Origin of the sequence: Pseudomonas mosselii (genome assembly GCF_005796105.1) — a bacterium.
Lineage (GTDB): Bacteria > Pseudomonadota > Gammaproteobacteria > Pseudomonadales > Pseudomonadaceae > Aquipseudomonas > Aquipseudomonas mosselii_C.
Genome location: NZ_VAUO01000004.1, coordinates 115,607 through 132,956 on the forward strand (window position 1 = coordinate 115,607; position 17,350 = coordinate 132,956).

13 protein-coding genes are annotated in these 17,350 nt (G+C 55.9%); all 13 read right to left on the reverse strand.

Annotation, left to right across the window (positions count from 1 at the left end; translation table 11 throughout):
* Positions 1–106: 106 nt before the first annotated feature.
* Positions 107–2,731, reverse strand: a complete 2,625-nt coding sequence (locus FEM01_RS11230; RefSeq protein WP_138219507.1) for a hypothetical protein — start codon at positions 2,729–2,731, stop codon at positions 107–109.
* A gap of 560 nt (positions 2,732–3,291) precedes the next feature.
* Complete coding sequence (locus FEM01_RS11235; RefSeq protein ID WP_138219508.1) at positions 3,292–4,149, reverse strand: dTDP-4-dehydrorhamnose reductase family protein; 858 nt, start codon at positions 4,147–4,149, stop codon at positions 3,292–3,294.
* A 15-nt stretch (positions 4,150–4,164) separates the two neighbouring features.
* Positions 4,165–4,584, reverse strand: a complete 420-nt coding sequence (locus FEM01_RS11240) for a hypothetical protein (RefSeq protein WP_138219509.1) — start codon at positions 4,582–4,584, stop codon at positions 4,165–4,167.
* Positions 4,585–4,622: 38 nt separating this feature from the next.
* Positions 4,623–6,632, reverse strand: a complete 2,010-nt coding sequence (locus tag FEM01_RS11245; RefSeq protein WP_138219510.1) for a hypothetical protein — start codon at positions 6,630–6,632, stop codon at positions 4,623–4,625.
* 428 nt (positions 6,633–7,060) lie between these two features.
* Positions 7,061–8,035 (reverse strand): methionyl-tRNA formyltransferase, encoded by a 975-nt coding sequence (locus FEM01_RS11250; RefSeq protein ID WP_138219511.1) that lies wholly within the window; start codon positions 8,033–8,035, stop codon positions 7,061–7,063.
* Between the two features lie 3 nt (positions 8,036–8,038).
* Entirely contained in the window at positions 8,039–9,352 is a 1,314-nt protein-coding gene (locus FEM01_RS11255) for a lipopolysaccharide biosynthesis protein (protein WP_171030942.1), read from the reverse strand.
* Between the two features lie 33 nt (positions 9,353–9,385).
* Entirely contained in the window at positions 9,386–11,323 is a 1,938-nt protein-coding gene (locus tag FEM01_RS11260; RefSeq protein WP_171030943.1) for an acyltransferase family protein, read from the reverse strand.
* Between the two features lie 24 nt (positions 11,324–11,347).
* Positions 11,348–12,559, reverse strand: a complete 1,212-nt coding sequence (locus tag FEM01_RS11265) for a glycosyltransferase family 4 protein (protein ID WP_138219514.1) — start codon at positions 12,557–12,559, stop codon at positions 11,348–11,350.
* Between the two features lie 2 nt (positions 12,560–12,561).
* On the reverse strand, positions 12,562–13,434 hold the full coding sequence (locus tag FEM01_RS11270) for a glycosyltransferase family 2 protein (protein ID WP_138219515.1): 873 nt from the start codon (positions 13,432–13,434) through the stop codon (positions 12,562–12,564).
* Positions 13,427–14,818 (reverse strand): polysaccharide deacetylase family protein, encoded by a 1,392-nt coding sequence (locus FEM01_RS11275; RefSeq protein ID WP_138219516.1) that lies wholly within the window; start codon positions 14,816–14,818, stop codon positions 13,427–13,429. The genes FEM01_RS11270 and FEM01_RS11275 overlap by 8 nt, the downstream gene beginning before the upstream one ends.
* Entirely contained in the window at positions 14,815–15,774 is a 960-nt protein-coding gene (locus FEM01_RS11280; RefSeq protein WP_138219517.1) for a GNAT family N-acetyltransferase, read from the reverse strand. Before FEM01_RS11280 ends, FEM01_RS11275 begins: the two co-directional genes overlap by 4 nt.
* Positions 15,775–15,851: 77 nt before the next feature.
* Positions 15,852–16,688 (reverse strand): sulfotransferase, encoded by an 837-nt coding sequence (locus FEM01_RS11285; RefSeq protein ID WP_138219518.1) that lies wholly within the window; start codon positions 16,686–16,688, stop codon positions 15,852–15,854.
* Positions 16,685–17,323: a CatB-related O-acetyltransferase gene (locus tag FEM01_RS24500; RefSeq protein WP_276610551.1), complete on the reverse strand. Its 639-nt coding sequence runs from the start codon at positions 17,321–17,323 to the stop codon at positions 16,685–16,687. The genes FEM01_RS11285 and FEM01_RS24500 overlap by 4 nt, the downstream gene beginning before the upstream one ends.
* Positions 17,324–17,350 lie beyond the last annotated feature (27 nt).

Below are 17,350 nucleotides of genomic sequence, written 5' to 3' on the forward strand. Positions count from 1 at the left end.
CAACGGTGCCATGCGGCCACTCATGGCGCACCTGGCGTCGTCACGAGCGCCACATGATACAGGCTGTTGCATGGGCTTTGCGAAGCTCGCCGCAACATCGTCGAAATCAACCGCGATAACCCCATGCGTAGCGCCATGCTGGTCGATCCACGTGCGAGCCAGGGGCCTGCGTCAAGCGCCACAGCCAGGCCAGTAGCATCCCCCACAGGAAGAATGAAACGATCCCAGGGTAAGGCTGGCGCATGCCGACCTTGAAAGAGTTGTCGACCAGCAGTGTAAAGAGCAGCACACCCACGACTGCCAAAACACCGGGTTCGGCAAAGATACCTCGTCGATTTTTCCAGACACCGTGCAAGGTATACAGCATTAGCGTAAGTAACGGCAGCAAAGCCAAGAAGCCAAAATTATACACAAAATCGAGATAGTAATTATGCGCGCTCGGGTAAGACTTCCTCTCAGGCGGATGTTCGTGACCCAACAAAAACGCACGCCAACTCTCACTTACTCCGATGTAATAGAACGTCCAGTACTTGAGGCGCTCCTGCACATTGGGCGGTATGCTTGCCTGCGGCGGCAATGGTGCTTGAGCCACTGGAGCAGCCGGAGCAAGTTCAGCAACAGGAGGCAAAAGGTTGTACTTGACGGCGAACAGCTTGCTGCCAGCGGCGTGCGAGAGCCCCAAAGCCATGCCTACCGCCACTAGAATACCCAGCAGCAAAGACCGCAAGTAATCGATGCCGAGCAAAAAATTAACCGCGATAAAAATCAAAACCCCTACCGGCAGCAACACCAACGCCAGCATTGAGAACGAAAGTGCTACATAAAGCCCCATCAGCCCACCCAGCACGAGTAGCCAGCCATACAGGGAGGTCTTGCTCCAAAGCGCATAAAGTGAAATTAGATAGCCACCAGCAAACACCACCGGGACATATTGCAAGTTTTGATAAACACTGAAAAACATGGCCGAATGACTCAGGATACGCTGAGACGACGACAAAGTAGCCACCACCTGCAGCGTGGCGACCACCAGCAAGACAGCGAGCAGCCCAAGCGCAAGACACTGCAACGCATCCTTCGCACTGCCCACCTGCACACCCAGTACCAACGCAAACATGGGTAGTACATACTGGACCAGCAGCAAAAGCTTGCCAACCTGGCTACCTGACTCGAAATTCTCTGCCAGCGACAAGACGCTCACCCACATCCCGATGAACGTGAAAAACACCACCACCAATACCCTGCGCGCCTGAGCATAGCGCCCAACGAGCAGCACGCCTAGATAGCAAAACACGACAGAAACGGGGACTGGAACCGACATCAGCTGAGAGCCGCTATCCTGATAAAGCCCCCCTTGATAAATACCACCGCCGAGCTGAATGAACATTGGCGTGAACAACCCCAAGACCAAGAGGATCATCACACCTCTTACCACCTGCTTGCGGGCGCAGACGTCAGCAAGGCGGGTTGAGAGTCGAGCACCACCGACCTTACCCAAGGCGACAAACCAATCTTCGCTTAGATAGAACGCGAGCGAAAGAATCGCTCCGATCAGATACAAGCTCACCAACGCAGCCTCGCCACCGGCGAGAAACAATAGCGGCACGCATCCGACCAGCAGCATGTTCGCCAGAACATCAGAGCTAAACACATCACGCCCCTCGTGTGCCTGCAGCCACTGCAAGCGCACACGCTGAGCCAATACCATGACCGCCCCTCCCACCAAAGAGCAACTGACAGCCATCCAGAAAAGATCACTCTTGGCAGTCCACGCCAACAGATCCGGCACCCACCACAAGACAAGCGCCAAACCGGCCCCAGCCAGGAACACGGTCATCAGGAGGATATTGAAGAACCTGATGAAACGCCCATTCAACAGGGCTCGCTCGTTACGCACCATCGTAGGCCCCAGCGCCTGAGCGAATACCGAGCCCATGATGCCGCCGAGGGCGAACGCCGCAAAAAAATCACCGGCCACTTGCTTGCCAACCAGCAGGATGATGAACAAGCGGAAAACATAAACAGAGACACCGATTGCCAACGTCGAACCGAAGTGAGGCAACAAACCGCGCAAGCTTCCAGACAGTGACGCGTCGCGTGTAAACGCCTGCCGAAGTAAATCACTACCGAGGCAACTCAGCAGAGGCGAGCATGCCCAGACGAACATCGCAGCAGTTACGGCAACATCCAGCACAATCGCCAGCGACACGCCCACCAACGTAAGGCATTGACAGGCGATAAAGGAAAACGCACTACCACGCTCGCTGCAACACTCCCGCTCACTCAAGAATACCTCAGCCAGCCACTCCGAGGCCCGCCGCAGAATAAGCAGAGCTATGAACGCTGCGCCACCTTGCGTACCACCAACGCAGGCCACCCACGCTAAAAGACACAGCGGCAGCAGCAACCACAAGCGCAGGCGCAGAACCCGCGCCGCCCAGGGAACGTTGGATTCCGACAAGATCAAACTACGGGCATTACCCGAGAACGAGTAGAATAAGGCAACAGTTGCGCCATGCACCAGCCCCACTTCGGCTGCCAACTCCGACTGCCCAAACACACTGAGCACGATGGTCAGCACCATCATGGAAAACAGATTGGTCATTATTGCTAGCGAATATAAAAGCACGGGCACTAAAACCTTCTCCGAGCCATAAAATCTCCCCATGACCACCGGCGCAACACGCCAGTCATCACCCGACCACAGAACATTAAACTTATAGAGCCAACCCACTGGGCATTTAAGCCAAGAGCACTTTTCCCTTAAAAACCACCAAAACAACAAAGATCAAAAATAGAAAATCCGAGCAATAAAAAGCCACTAGCGGATCACTCAAAACGACCCCCAACACAATGAAAGCAGTTAAAAACCCATAAACACAAAAACTTCAGCAGACCGAAATAATCGGACAACCATCGAAAAGCTATGTTTTAAATTTCAGCAGACTTAGCTATACAGGCCGGTAAATATACACGCACAGCCCGACATATCCATGCCCATAGATAAAATCAGAAGTTTCCTACACAGCAGGGCTTTTAGCCGCACCAACGCCTATTCAGCTCGCCCACACCACGCTTGCTTAGCAAAAAAGCGAGATGGGTGACGGGAAGGGGGGTCATTGACACGCTAACCGGTAACAGGCTGCCCGGCGCGCACGAGGGAAAGCGAAACTATTCTGCAGTGCCGACGCGGCTCAGCGCCGAGCAATTACCACGCAACCCGCAAGTAAGGGGACAACCTGCTGGTGCGCTTGCAAAGCGGCGCCACAGCAGGTCGAAAATCAGCGAAAACAGTCAACGCCCGGCGTGCATCCGACGAATCAACTCTGGCCACTGCGGCGCAACATACCCGGTCGCTTGCTCGAAACGACTACCGTTCAGCGAGCGGTCGATCACCAGGCCTGCATCCGGCCGAATATCGATCTGCTTGCCATATTCAGCAGCCACCAGCGCCAACAGATCAAACTTGGCAATCGGCTGCGCGGCAACGTGGTAAAGCCCATGGAGCGCTGGATTCGGCACCACGAAATCTTTCATTACCCGGGCCAGCTCGACGGTCGGCAGCCCGGAGAAGATCGCTTTGGTAAAGCCCTTGACGCCTGCCTGCTGGGCGAGGAACCAGTCCACCAGAGCGTAGCTGGATGCCAGCTCATGACCAATGATCGAGGTCCGCAGGGTGATCGCGTGTGGCACATCATGCAGCTCACCGATGTACTTGGATTTCCCGTAGAGATCTTCGGCGTCCGAAACGTCCGACTCCAGATAGCCACCGGCACGGCCGGAAAACACACAATCGGTGCTTACATGTATCAGGCGGGCACCGCTCACCTCACACAAGCGCGCCAGTCGATGAGGCAACATGGCGTTGATCGGTAAGGCGGTCAGCGGATCGTTGGCATCGGCCAGTTGCTTGATCAGCCCGACGCAGTTGATGACCACTTGCGGCCGAACCTTGGCAAACACCTTGGTCAGCATGTCCTGGTCAAGCACATCGGTGCCTGTAAGCAAACGCGCATGCGTATCCTGCGGGAAATCCCTGAGCATGGACCCGCTGCGAAGTGTCCCCCATACCTCATGCGCAGGGTCCTCGCCGAAAACACGGAACACGGCATTGCCCAGCATGCCAGTCACACCCAAAACCAATACTTTCATGATCGTTATAGTTCCTCAGGGATATTCAAGCTGACCGCCGGGTGTCTTGTGCCGGTCACGGCACCGTGCCAGACCAGCCAGCAGCACCCCCCAAAGGAAGAACGACACGATGCCCGGGTACGGCTGGCGCATGCCCACCTTGAACGAATTGTCGATCAGGAGAAGAAAAACCACGACCCCTGCCACCGCCAAAAGGTGTGGATCAGCAAATACCCGTGAGAAGTTTTTCAGCACCTGATAGGAGGTGAACAGTGCCAGCCCGAGCAATGGCAGCAGCGCAATGAAGCCAAAATTATACACAAAATCAAGGTAGTAATTGTGTCCACTCGGGTAGGCGCCGCGTGAGGGTGCCTGGGCATGACCGAACAGGAATGCCTGACCGCTTTCTCGAATACCGTCGAAGTAAAAACGCCAGTACACCAAGCGCTCGGTCAAATTGCGAGGCCCTTCTTGAACGTCAACACCCTGGCCTGTCAAAAACTCGAACTTGGCGGCGACAAGACTCGTATTGTGTACGTACAAAAAACCCAGCGCCCCCCCAATATCACCAAGCTAGCCAACAACCCCGAACGCCCCCGATAAATACCGACGATCAGGCAACGCGTAGAGAAACATAGCACGCCGACCAGCAATAACAGCATCGCCAACATTGAAACCGACAACACGACATACAGCCCGATCAAACCAGCCAACAGCATCAGCCAAACATGCTTGGACGGGTCACCCCACAGTGAATAGAGCGTAATGAGAAAACCGCCGCTAAAGATCACCGGCACATATTGAAGATGCTGATACACACCAAACAAAAATGCCGACGAACTCAACCGACTGTCCAGAGCCCAAGCGGTTGCAACCACCTGCAACACTACGACAACGAGCAGCACCACCAGCAGCACTCGCGCCAACCTGAGCACCGCATCGGCCGCCGACCCGAACTGCAAACCCAGTACCAAGGCAAACATAGGCAATAGGAACTGAATCAGTAAAATGAGCTTTCCGCGCTCCACACTCGCCGGCCCCTCTGCCGAGACCAGCAATACACTCAACAGCATACCGACGAACGTGAAAAAAATGATCACCAGCGCCGTGCGCGCACGTGCGTAGCTGCCGAGTACGACGACGCCCGCATAACAGAAAAACACTGAAACTGGGATAGGTAAAAGCGCCAGACTGCCATTGCTTCTAAAATTGCCGCCCCCAAGAAACAGCCCATGCCCCAGCTGAAAAAACACCGGTGCGAACAAGCCGCACACCAATAAGACCACCATCCAAGAGCGAAACGTTGCCTGCCGCTCAAAAACACCTGGTATTTTCTTCAGCATAAAGTGCCCTTTGTAGTTCTTCATTACCCCCACCCAATCCTCACTCAGGTAAAAAGCCAACGATATCAATGCTCCTACCAGATAAAGAGGCGCCAGGTAGAGATCTCCAGCAGCAAAGAAAAAAAGAGGTACACAACAGATCAACAACAAATTGGCCAATACATCAGAACCAAATACATCGCGCCCACCACCGCCCTGCAACAGACGCAACCGAACTCGTTGCGCCAACACCATCACCACCCCTCCGACCAAGGAGCAACTCACCGCAATCCAGAAAAAATTACTTTTGGCAGTCCACTCCATCAAGCCCGGCATGCGCCAGATCACGCCGCCCAGTGCAATACCTAGCAGCAGCACGCCAATCAACATACCGTTGAAAAATCGCGCAAACCGAGCACCTGCGGACTGTCGCTCGTGACGAATCATTGTCGGTCCGAGAGCCTGCGAGAATACAGCACCGAGAATACCTCCCAGCGCAAAAGCGGCGAACAGGTCACCCGCCTCCTCCTTGCCGACCAGCAGGACGATAAATAAGCGGAACACGTACACCGAAATGCCAATCGCCAACGTCGAGCCAAAGTGTGGCAGCAGCGTGCGCAGGCCATGCAGCGTAGAAGCATCACGACCCAAAGCGCGCTGAATCAACGCAGGATCAAAGCAGATCAGCAGTGGGGAACATGCCCACAGAAAGGTGACGGGCAAAGCCCAGAGATCAAGCAGCAAGGCGGACAACACCACACACAACCCGGCCCCTTGCAGCACAAAGAACGCAACACTTCTGTCCAAGCGCTCACGCAGCTCATACTCAGAAAGGAACACCTCCGCCAGCCACTCCGCCGCCCGGCGCAATATCAATAGCCAGATGAACAGCGCACCATCGGTCAGAACACCGATACATAAAAGCCAGGCCAATACGCATAGAGGCAGCACCAGAACAAACCGCAGACGAAGAATACGCGCCGCCCAGAGATCCCCTGCATCAGCCAGGATAAGACTGCGGGCATTGCCGGAAAATGAATAGAACAACGCAACCGTGGCGCCATGCACCAAGCCTATCTCGGCGCTCAGTGCAGGCTTTCCAAACAGGCTCAGACCGATGGTCAGGACCATCATGGCGAAGAGGTTGCTCATCACCGCGAGAGGAAAGATAAACGAACGCATCAAGGCCCCCTAGGTCTGAAAATTCATTTAACATCCATCCAGAATTTTGACGTCACTGAACATACGCAATCACTACTGGCATTTAGCCTTACCCAAAAGGCCTTACCCTGTAGCGCAGCATAGCGGTGGTTTAAAGAACCCGCAAAAAACGAAAAATATTTTTAAGCCCGAGAAAGGGAGAAACCAAAAAACAAAACAAAACGCTATTTAAATAATCGACTGTAAAAACACCGAACAAAACAATGCCTTGCAAAACAGCTCGCCAACTGCCCCGCAACAGGTCAACTCTGTACCTAAAATGCACTTCCAAGAGCGAAAAATTGCACATCCGCCACCGCAATACACACTCGTATATCTATCAATCGCGGCGATGATTTCACTTGGTTAATTCGGATTATTCATGACCGACCTACATCTATAATCCTGGGTTATCGCGCAACCTGTTTCAGCAGTCGTGTGACGATATGAATAAGCAGGAACTTAAGATGAAATGTCCGCGTCAGGCTGATGTAACCTTCTTTGCAAGCAACCCGGAAATGACCCTCGTGTCTATAAACTTCACCTGGTTGAAACTGACCGGTGGAGGCGACGTGGTAGTCACCTACCGACCAACGTTGGCCAGTGTAGACCCCGCCCGGCTGAGCAATCGCATTCAGCCATTGCTCGGTTCCCCTGAGCACGTTCCACACCCGCTCGACAGGCCACTGCTGCCACTCGATGATCGTGGCATGTTCTTCAGCGCGAAGATTACGAGCACGACGGTTTGACACATGCACGGGCTGAGGCTGCCTCGTCGCAGTACCCGCGTTCAAAGCATCGAGCGTCTGCAGCAACAGCCTTACTCCGACTTCACTGATAAGCCGCTGTGAGCGATCTGGAGACTTGATACCCAGCGGAACATTGATGAAGCCTTGGGCGAGGATGTCACCCGTATCCTCACCCTCATCAATGTAATGGACGGTCACTCCCGGCGTCAGATCGACATCGTAGTAGTGCCAAAAATCTGGATTGGGCCCCCGATATTTAGGCAGTAACGAGGGGTGCAGATTGATCGCTCCGAGCCTGGGCAGTGAGTAGATACTCTTGCTCAACAACTGCGACATGCTATGGACAACGATGAGGTCCGGCGCGAAACGATTGACCCATTCGGGCAGCCCAGGGTCTTGGCTGCTATACAACATGCGATAGGCGATGCCTTCGGCTCGACAATAATCCTGCAAGTTGTCGACTGCGAAAAATGCTTTGGCCACCTTGCTTCGCAAGCGACCGAGCAGGCGCCAGGGCCAGCCTGGCCGAGCACCACGCGGCGCCGACTCAAGCACTGCCACAACGTTGTGCTGCGACGTCACTAGCGGCGTAACGATCCGCGAAAGCCCTTGGGTAATGATCAGGATCTTCAACAACTTTCAGCTTCCATAATTCAGCGACACACCGCGCCCCTTGGCGAATCGATAGGTCATCACGCCATTGATGATGTACAGGATGCAGTAACCATAACTGAACGCGTGGAGCGCCAGCCCAACATCCTGACTTACCCCACCCAACACTAGCGAGCCGCATACGGTGACGAAGAGCCCGGACTGCCACAGTAGGTCCAGGCGCTGTTTGCCGGCGATGAAGAACAGGCAACTCAGTGGGCTGGTAATGAACTGGAAGAACAACATCGGGGCCAGCACCCTGGCATATTCACCCGATACCCGCCAGGCCTCACCGAATACCCATGCAAAAAAATCAGGCGCCACGACGTAGAACACCGCAAAGGGTGGCAACGACAGGATCAACAAGCGTACGAAGGTCTTTCTGTAGAGCGCCACACATTCGCCAGTGCGCGCATAACGCTCGCTCGCCTGCTGGCGAAAGACATCACCGATGGCGCCGGCAACGATACTCATGGGCGCGCCAATCACACGTTGCGTCAACATGAAAAAGCCCGCGACGCTGCTGCCAAAGAAACTCCCCAGCAATACGACCGGCGACTGAAACGAGGCCATGTTGAAGCCGTGGGCAAGCACCAGAAACTTGGGGAAGTCAACGTGACGCCGCGCCATCTTGTGCATTCTGGCAATGCTCATGCCGGTAAACAGTTTGCGCCGCCCTGACGCGAGGAACAGCAGCGAAAAGGCGGTCAGGTAACCGAGCACCGCGCCGATGATCAAACCGAGCATGCCGAGACCGCCGTAGCCCAAGGCGACATGCGCAGTTGACATGCCCGTGTTCTGCGCAATGCGTGTGGTGGACATGCGCTTGTAATACGCGTGTCGATTGCACCAGTAGTTCAGGCTCTGGTTAGCCCCCATCAACATCACGCTGAGCGGAACCCAGTAAAGCCAATACGTACTGCCAGCTAGATTGAACAACACGACCAGTTGATCATGGAACACCAGGATGATCAGCAGCAAGAGTGCGCTTACACCTGCGCAGCAGGCAATCGCGAGCGCTACGATGGCCGCAGCAGAACGCTCGCTTCTCGGCACCATGATCGCCAACTCATAGCGCCCGGTTGCCAGCACCGACAACACAGCGACCAACGCCATGTAGAGGGCAAACACACCAAACTCGGCAGGGCTGTAGAGCCGTGTCAACAAGGGGCTGATCGCAACCGGTATCGCCTGGCCGAGTGCGGTTCCGGTCATGAGGGTGATGACGTTTCGGGCGGAACCATGCTTAGGTAAGAATCTGCTCAACACGCGTTTATACCTGCTGCTACCGATGCTGTTCATGTGGTTGCTCATTACCAACCCGCGGCTTGCGCATCATCTTGACTGGCCAATCAGCCTGGCCAAAGCAGGTCCTGCCATTTCACCGTAACGTATCGCGCCCACCTCATTAAGGTGATGATTATCCAGATAAATCAGCACACCTTGCTGGTAAGGCGCATCCTTGAAAAAGGGCGACGCGGAGAAGTCGACAAACGTCGCCCCCTCAACGCCCGCCACCAACTCGCCAACTTTACGGTTGGCCTCTACCCAGGTCCGCTCAGGCTCCGGCGCACGTTTGGCCCCGAGCAGGGCAAAACGCTGCATGCGCTGGACATTGACCTCGAACATGGGCACTTGAGCCATGACCACTATGCGCTTGCCCTGTGCAGACATGGCTGTCAGGAACCCCCTGAACGCATCGGCGAACGCTGCGCTGCTCATCTGCCATTGCCACATTGCCGCCAGGACGATGGTATCGGCCTGTTCGAGCAGCGGTCCGACTGCCTGAATCTGCTCCTGGCAGCTCGCCCTGGAGTAAGCCGGAATACGATCGATATCAAACCCCGGGATCGGCACACAATTGCTCGCGGTAACCACCTTCACCGCAAAGCCATTTTGCTTGCCGGCGACGTCAAAGAAGTAGTTCAACTGGGCCGCATGGCTGTCACCCAGTACCAGCGTGTGCGCGTACTGGGACAAGTCTCCTTGTTTACATTGCCCCACAATCTGGCCGTGGCAGATCTCGTCGGGAGACGCATAGCGCGTGAACTCCTGGGATGGGGTCTGTTCAATCATGCGATTGATTGCAAACGCCCCACCTAACGTCGTTAGCACCGTAACCAGGCACACGGTCACAATACTTCGACCACGACCTGGCGATCTTAGGGGCACTTCAACCAGGTAGTAGGACAGACAGGAAAATCCTAGCGTCAAAACAACGAACATCAGTAACTGCAGGGTGCTCAACGTGTAATGACCATTCCAGTAACGGATAAAAGCCAAGACGGGCCAATGCCACAGGTAAAGTGAGTAGGAAATACCGCCAATCCAAACCATGGGAGGTTTGGAGAGCCCATCAGCAAGTACGCCCCTGCTGGCAGCAATGAGCAAGGCCGTTGCACTGCAAGGCAACAGTGCAATCAGGCCGGGAAAATGGCCAGACTCCATGAAAAGGAAACAGCAAAGCAGTACAACAGTAGCTACAGCCCCGACTACCGAGGCGAAGACCCGCCCCCAACGCTGCCCTAGGGAAGACAACGCCAGGCACGCCCCGAGCAAAAACTCTGGGATTCTGGCAAACAGAGAAAAATAGACACCTTGCTCGGCACCAGGCTTACCAAGGCGAAACTCGGCATAGGCAGTGAGACCCACGCACAATGCGAGCATGCTCGGCATCAGCCAGCGACGAGGCAAAAACAACAACAGTGCTGGCAACAACAAGTAAAACTGCATCTCGATGGCCAGCGACCAGGTATGCAGCAATGGCAACTCGTGCGCTGCGGGTGCAAAGTAGCTGCCGAAATTGGCGAAGAATCCATTGGCCCAGAACAGCAGCGCGTACACCTGGCTTTTGTAGAACACCTTGAAGTCAGGTGTGATGAACAGTACGGACGCGACGCTGGCGACGCTGGCAACCATGGCCAGCATGACCAGAAACGCAGGCACGATGCGGCGTACCCGCCCCCAGTAGAAGTCGAGCCAGAAGCCTTTCCCGGCCCTTCGCATGATGATCGGGGTGATGATATAACCCGATATCACGAAGAACATGTCGACGCCTAGAAAACCGGCAGGCAACCATTGCTTGTTGACATGGAACAGGATGACCGCAAGCACCGCAACGGCACGTAACCCTTGTACATCGTATCTGTACGTACCGTGCAACGCGCCCCCGGAGGTCGCGTGCAGCTGTTGTTCTCGCCAAGCACTCGTATTCACACCTGTTTTCTCATCAAAATCCTCGACGCGCCAACGGCTTTTTGCTACTGCGTGCAACAGCGCCAGGGCGGCGATCGGTTGTCAGTTCTGCAAAAGCTCGACCAGGCGCCGGGTTTGTGCGCTCATCTCGAAATGGCTATCGAAGTAAGCTCGCCCCGATTTCCCAAGCTCATCCCGGTCAGCCTCAGTCATCGCCTGCAATCGCAACACATTGTCCACCAATGGCTGCACCTGCTCCGCCGCCGACACCAGACCGGCCCCGGCTTCGAGCACGACCCGCCCGCCTTCGCCATTGAGCGCGGCGAGAATCGGTCGGCCAGCGGCCAGGTACGCCTGAATCTTGCTGGGTATCGTCTGGGCAAAGGCTTCTTCATCGTTCAGCGACACCAGCAAGGCCGATGAACGCTGGAAAATCTGCGGCATCGCCGCCATGGGGAAACGCCCGGGCAAAACCAGGTTATCCAACCCTAGCGTCTGTTTTTGCTGCTCAAGCCAGGCCAGACGGCTGCCGCTGCCGATCAACACCAGCCGCACTTGCGCCTCATTCTTGAGAGATGCAGCCACCTGCACCAACGTATCGAGCGCTTGAGCAGTGCCCAGATTGCCAGCAAACACGACGCAGAAATGCGTCTCCAGTAACGCTTTCAGTGCCTCGGGAATCTCACTTTGCGTGACGGTAGCGCTGACATCCATCGAATTGGGGTAGTACACGATCTTGCGCCGATCAGCCAAGCGCGCCACAGGGTCGGCAAAAGCGCGAGACTGTACCAGCAGCAGGTCGCAGAAGCGATAGATACCACGAACGACCCACGAAACGGCGCGCAGGGCGTGGGGATTACGCACGAAGCCGGTTGCCGCGAGACTTTCCGGCCACAGGTCCTGGACCCACAACGCCAGTTTGGCACGCTTGAACCACTTCAACGCGACGGCCGGAATCGCCTGCAAGATGGGCGAAGGTGCAAACACCACAATCGCGTCGAACGAATGCTTGCGCAGTAACCAAGGCAAGCAAAACAAGCCGGTCAGCACGAACGACAGGTAGTTCAGCACAAGGTTGCGCGCGCCACCCCGACCTCGAGGCCACAGCGGCACTCGAACCACCTCGATGCGATCCAGGTAGCGCTCGCGTTGCGTGCCACCCGCACGATAACCTGGGTAAATATCACCGTCGGGATAATTCGGCTTGCCCGTCGCGACTGTTACTTGGTGGCCCTGCTCATCGAGCGTTCGGACGATGTCATTGATGATGAAGCTTTCCGGCCAGAAATACTGGGAAAGGATCAGAATACGCACAATTACCTGCCAGAAAAGAAGCTATAGAAACGCTCACGAATCCAGTACAGCGAAGGCCTGGAGTTGAACAGAACCTTGACCTTGGCCTTGAGCGTCAACCCTGGCAACAGCATCAATAACGCCGGGCGACCCAGGTAACGCAGCAACTGCAGGGCAAACTCCAGCAGGACCTGGCGCTGTTGAACTGCGGTCAGGCGCTCACGGTACTTTTCGTAGAAGAAGAACAGCGCGCGCTGGCGCATCCACATTTGCTCATTGACCTGGGTAAATTGCACGCCACGCTTGTAACTGTTGTTGGCATGGATGCGGTACAGCAGGCCCACTTGCGGTACATGCTCGATTCTGACGCTGCCGAACCGCACTTGCAGCATTAGCCAGCTGTCTTCGTTGGCCAGTGTCGGGGGTATTGGGAAGGCAGTATCACCAAAGGCGCGGTTGAACGCGATGCAGCCACCGGACTCCAGGCCCTGGCGAGGATGCTTAGGCAACTCCATACCATCGTAGCGCTGTTGTTCGGAGAACGACTTGAGCTTGCAAAACGTGACCGCTGGTGCCTCGTTACCCCGCAACGGGGCAATACGATGCTCCAGCACTCCGGGAATGAGCAAGTCATCGCCAGCGAACAGCACGAAGTAACTGCCTGTGGCACGTTCATAGGCAAGACTGTAGGCCGCCGCCTTGCCAATACCCTCGGTCCGTACAAGATTCACGTAGGGCAGGCCAAGCGCTTCGATCACATCGGCGGTGCCATCGGTCGAACCATCATCGACCACGACCACCTCGACGCCCAACGTCTCGACAGCAGGCTCGATGGAACGCAGCGCCGACTCGACGTAACGCGCTTCGTTCTTTACCGAGACCAATACACTAAGCATTTGTCTTCACTGCTCCCAATTCCAGCACTTTTTCATACAGCGCCCGCTCAGCGGACGTGGACAGGTTGGAGTTATGCCAGAGCAAGGTGAAGCACCCCCCCACCGCTCGGCACGCATCGATCAGGCCGGCAAATCGAGCCACGGCCCCAGGGCCGCAGCCCAGCCCCATGTAGGTTGGCGAGGTGACCGTCACCTCCATGGCCACCAGAGGCCTGATTCGCAGCTCAAGCGCCTGCCGCGCTACCGGGTCGAAAGCCGGGTACTCATGGCAGGTACCACAGCGAAAACCTGACAAGTCGGCGTAGCCCAACGTGCTATCGTAGGTCATGCCGGCCTGGTCCCAGGCCCGCAAGGTCAACGGATGCGACCACCGCAGGTAATGCATACGCCCCCCCCAGACAGCCTGGCGAACCTGCTCTTCGGCGCACACACGCCTCAATCGATCGGCTTCCCCGACGATCAACCCAGGTTGCAAATAGGTGTTGAAGCTGGGGTGCAAGCCAATTTCATGGCCGCGGCCGTGGATACGGCGTATCAATCTGCGTATGGCCGGAGTCTCGGGCTCGTAGTCGGCGTCCATGGTCGGATGGGTACGACCACAAATAAAGTAGAACGCGCTGACCAACCCGTGACGTTCCGACAGGTCCATGAGCCAGTCGAAGGTGTTGGCCGGATCCACGGCAGCCAGCTCGCTTCGCCCCTTGAGCTTGATGTACAGGGCCCGTATTGGCGCCAACCAGTCACGGTGGCGCAGCACGTCGATCGCCACCACCCGGGCCAACCCCCGCAGCGATTTGAACGCATAGCGGCTGGGTTCATCGACGTCATGTGAGACCCGCATGCTGTATTGCAGTGGCCGCAGGCGCAAGGTCGGCCATTGACGTTGGACGACCTGGCGCAAGATGAATAGCCATTCATCCACGACAGGCCGCTCAAGGTAGCCATGCTGGTAGGCATGTGACGCTTCGGTGGGGAAGCGCCCGTAACGGTCACCCTGGCCATGCTCGATTTCCTCACAGCGACTGAGCATCCAGTAAGTGAGGCCGAGAATGTCATAGTCGATGACGAAGCCTTCTGGCGACTGCCTGATCAGCTCGACGGGCAGCTCAGCGACTCCCGGGGCCGGCAGCTTCGCTTGCAACGCAACGTTCCATCCACTGTGACTGGCGTCCCAACAGGTGAACGGCAAGCCGCCGCTGGCAGCACCCGGCCAGCTATCGAAACAGGCCAGTTCGATATGGCCTGGCGATGCTGGACAGGTCAAGCGGATTCGATCGTCTAGCCGGGTAAGCTCGAAAGCCTGGCCAAAACGCTCAGCCAGCACTTGCTCAAGCCAGGTCAGCTCGGATGCACCTGACCACTGTTCAAGCCTGTTTGCACTCATGATCCAGCCTTGAGGTCACGTAGTAAAAGAGCCGCCCTGATTAGCCTGGAGGGCGTCTTGGAGAGCGAGAAATAAGGAACCTGGACAGCACCGAAGCCGCGGAAGAAACGCTCTACCGGTTCGAGCATCGAGCCCTCGAAGTCGAAGCGCTGGGTCACAGTCGCAGCATGGCGAATAGCCTCCCACATGCACAGACTGGTCGCGCCACTGTTGCGCAAGGCCGGATCGCTGCCGCCCATGAGGTAGTACGCGCTGTTTTCGTCCCAGACCAGATAGACAGCAGCATGTCGCTTGCCCTGCGCATCTTCGGCAATAAAGATGCGACGGCACTCTCGCGCCTGACAGGCACGATCAAGACGCTGGAGCAGCGCAAGGTCATAAGGCACCGCAATGCCCTGGCGTGTGAATACTTGCTGGTTGAGCGCGTAGAAGTCTTCGATCCCCAGGTCCGTGCGCACGGTCACTGAAAAGCGCTCGGAGGCTTTACGTATGTCAGTGCGTATTTTGGCCTGGAAACCATCCCAGACAGCCGTTATATCGCTCAGGTCTGGCAGCGCATAGGTGTATCGGGTGGTTTGCTTGAAACCATGCCAGTAGAAGGGCAGCCAGTTGCCTTGCTGATAACTCCAGTTCTGAATGAAGTGGTCGAAGGCAGGCAACTGATTGATCAGTGCCTCCATCCACTCCTTCTGCTGCGACAGCCGGTTGGCGTACTTGGCCTCCCCTTCACGTAACCACACGCCCAGATGCTGGGTAAGACGTGGCTGCCCCAACGTGCGAAGCCCATATTGCTGGGTGACGACATAGGGTAAGCAGGCTACCACGTCATCACCCTTTTCCACCAAAGCGACATCCCAGTTAGCACTACCGGCCAAGGCATCCAACCACCAGCTTCTCAGGAAGAGAGGCAAGCTATTGTTCTGCTCGGAAAAAGCTGCATAGCGAGCCTTAGACATCCAATCGGGTCCACACCAGAGTATTCATATTCTCACGCTGCACCGGGCACCGGCGCACTCCCCCAACACACTCGAAGTCACTTGAAGTAAAGCGATCGTGTACTGCAGATCTTGGCAATCGCAGCATCGATCTGAGCCGCCACGATGCTGTTGATCGCATTCACGCCTGCCTGTGCATTCGACTTGCGCATCGGCCCGCTCACTTGGGTATGGAACATCCCCCCCAGGCCAATCGCATCGAAAGCGCGAAGGATAACGCCTTGCTCGGCAAACATCTCGTCGGCAATTAGGGTCTGCACGCGCGCCGGCCCTAAATCCGCTTTCATTTGCTCAGCGATGAGATTCGCTTCGTCCCAGAAATAGGCGATTTTTTCGATCTGCCCGTCAAGCTCTATCGGCGCAGACAGATGCCCCCACATTTCCGGCGATTTGTTCTCATAGTAACCCCGTGCCAAGCCGCTTTTGATGAACGATTTAGGGTTCCTCACCACATGCAGAAACTTGGCGTTAGGCATGTAGTGAGCAATCGCTGGGGCCAAGGGCAAATTCTTGCAGTCGCCATCAAAAAACATCAAGTCTCGCTCGAACGCCGACTTCAGGTAGGTCTCACGTGCCGCATAGAATGCGGCGAACGCCGCTTCGGAGGACAACGCCCCCTGGTGGTATGCGTGACCAGTCGAAGCCAGCCACGGGAGTGGGGCGTGCACACTGTACATCGTCGAGTGCTTGTTGCAGTACTCGACAAGCGACTTGGTGCCGCTGCGGCCAGGCGTAACGACAAACAGCGCTTGTGCGTTGAGCAGTTCGTCCCGAGCCATACAGGTTCGCGTTCGTTTGGTTTTTGCAAGGAGGTCACCGCCTTCCGCCGCGAACCGTCCGTACAAATAATCAATGCCGCGCCAGAACAAGCTCATCGAATATTCTCCAATTTTTCACGCAACTGCACGGGTTCGATAACCTGGAAATCCAATTCGAAGATGTCACGGTTGCGCTGAATTTTTTCAACGCTCCAGCTCCACCAGTCGACGGCCTCGAGCAGTGCTATCACCTCAGGGCAAAACCGGTATTTGACAACACGTGCAGGGTTTCCAACCGCAATCGCGTATGCGGGTATCGGACGTGTCACCACGCTTCCAGCGCCGATGACAGCCCCGTTGCCAACCGTTACGCCCGGCAGGATGACCACCGAATCGCCGATCCAGACACCATGGCCGATAATCACCTCACCTTTGCCCTTACCTGCCACAGGCACCGTAGACTTGATAATATTTACCTGTGCCCAGTCCTGCATATTCAAATACTTAACATGGTGATTAGTGCTTCTCACCACCAAACGCCCACCGATTGCACAGTACGATCCAATCTGGCAGACGCCCAGATGGGACACATGATTGATGCGGGTGTAATTACCAATCTTCACACCCCGCTCAACATAACTTCCTCTCGCCACACGAATTCCGCGACGCAAGTAATCAATACGCCGAAGCATGCTGTAGAAATAGAAAAAAATACCGTACAGCAGCCGGTAAACAATTGACTTCACGGTCACTTACTAAGCCCTCAAAAGAAATGGGGT

Excerpts from the sequence above, each read along its gene's own strand:
- FEM01_RS11235 (WP_138219508.1), bottom strand. The coding sequence starts at position 4,149 with ATGAAAGTATTGGTTTTGGGTGTGACTGGCATGCTGGGCAATGCCGTG.
- FEM01_RS11245 (WP_138219510.1), bottom strand. The coding sequence starts at position 6,632 with ATGCGTTCGTTTATCTTTCCTCTCGCGGTGATGAGCAACCTCTTCGCC.
- FEM01_RS11255 (WP_171030942.1), bottom strand. The coding sequence starts at position 9,352 with ATGAACAGCATCGGTAGCAGCAGGTATAAACGCGTGTTGAGCAGATTC.
- FEM01_RS11270 (WP_138219515.1), bottom strand. The coding sequence starts at position 13,434 with ATGCTTAGTGTATTGGTCTCGGTAAAGAACGAAGCGCGTTACGTCGAG.
- FEM01_RS11275 (WP_138219516.1), bottom strand. The coding sequence starts at position 14,818 with ATGAGTGCAAACAGGCTTGAACAGTGGTCAGGTGCATCCGAGCTGACC.
- FEM01_RS11280 (WP_138219517.1), bottom strand. The coding sequence starts at position 15,774 with ATGTCTAAGGCTCGCTATGCAGCTTTTTCCGAGCAGAACAATAGCTTG.
- FEM01_RS11285 (WP_138219518.1), bottom strand. The coding sequence starts at position 16,688 with ATGAGCTTGTTCTGGCGCGGCATTGATTATTTGTACGGACGGTTCGCG.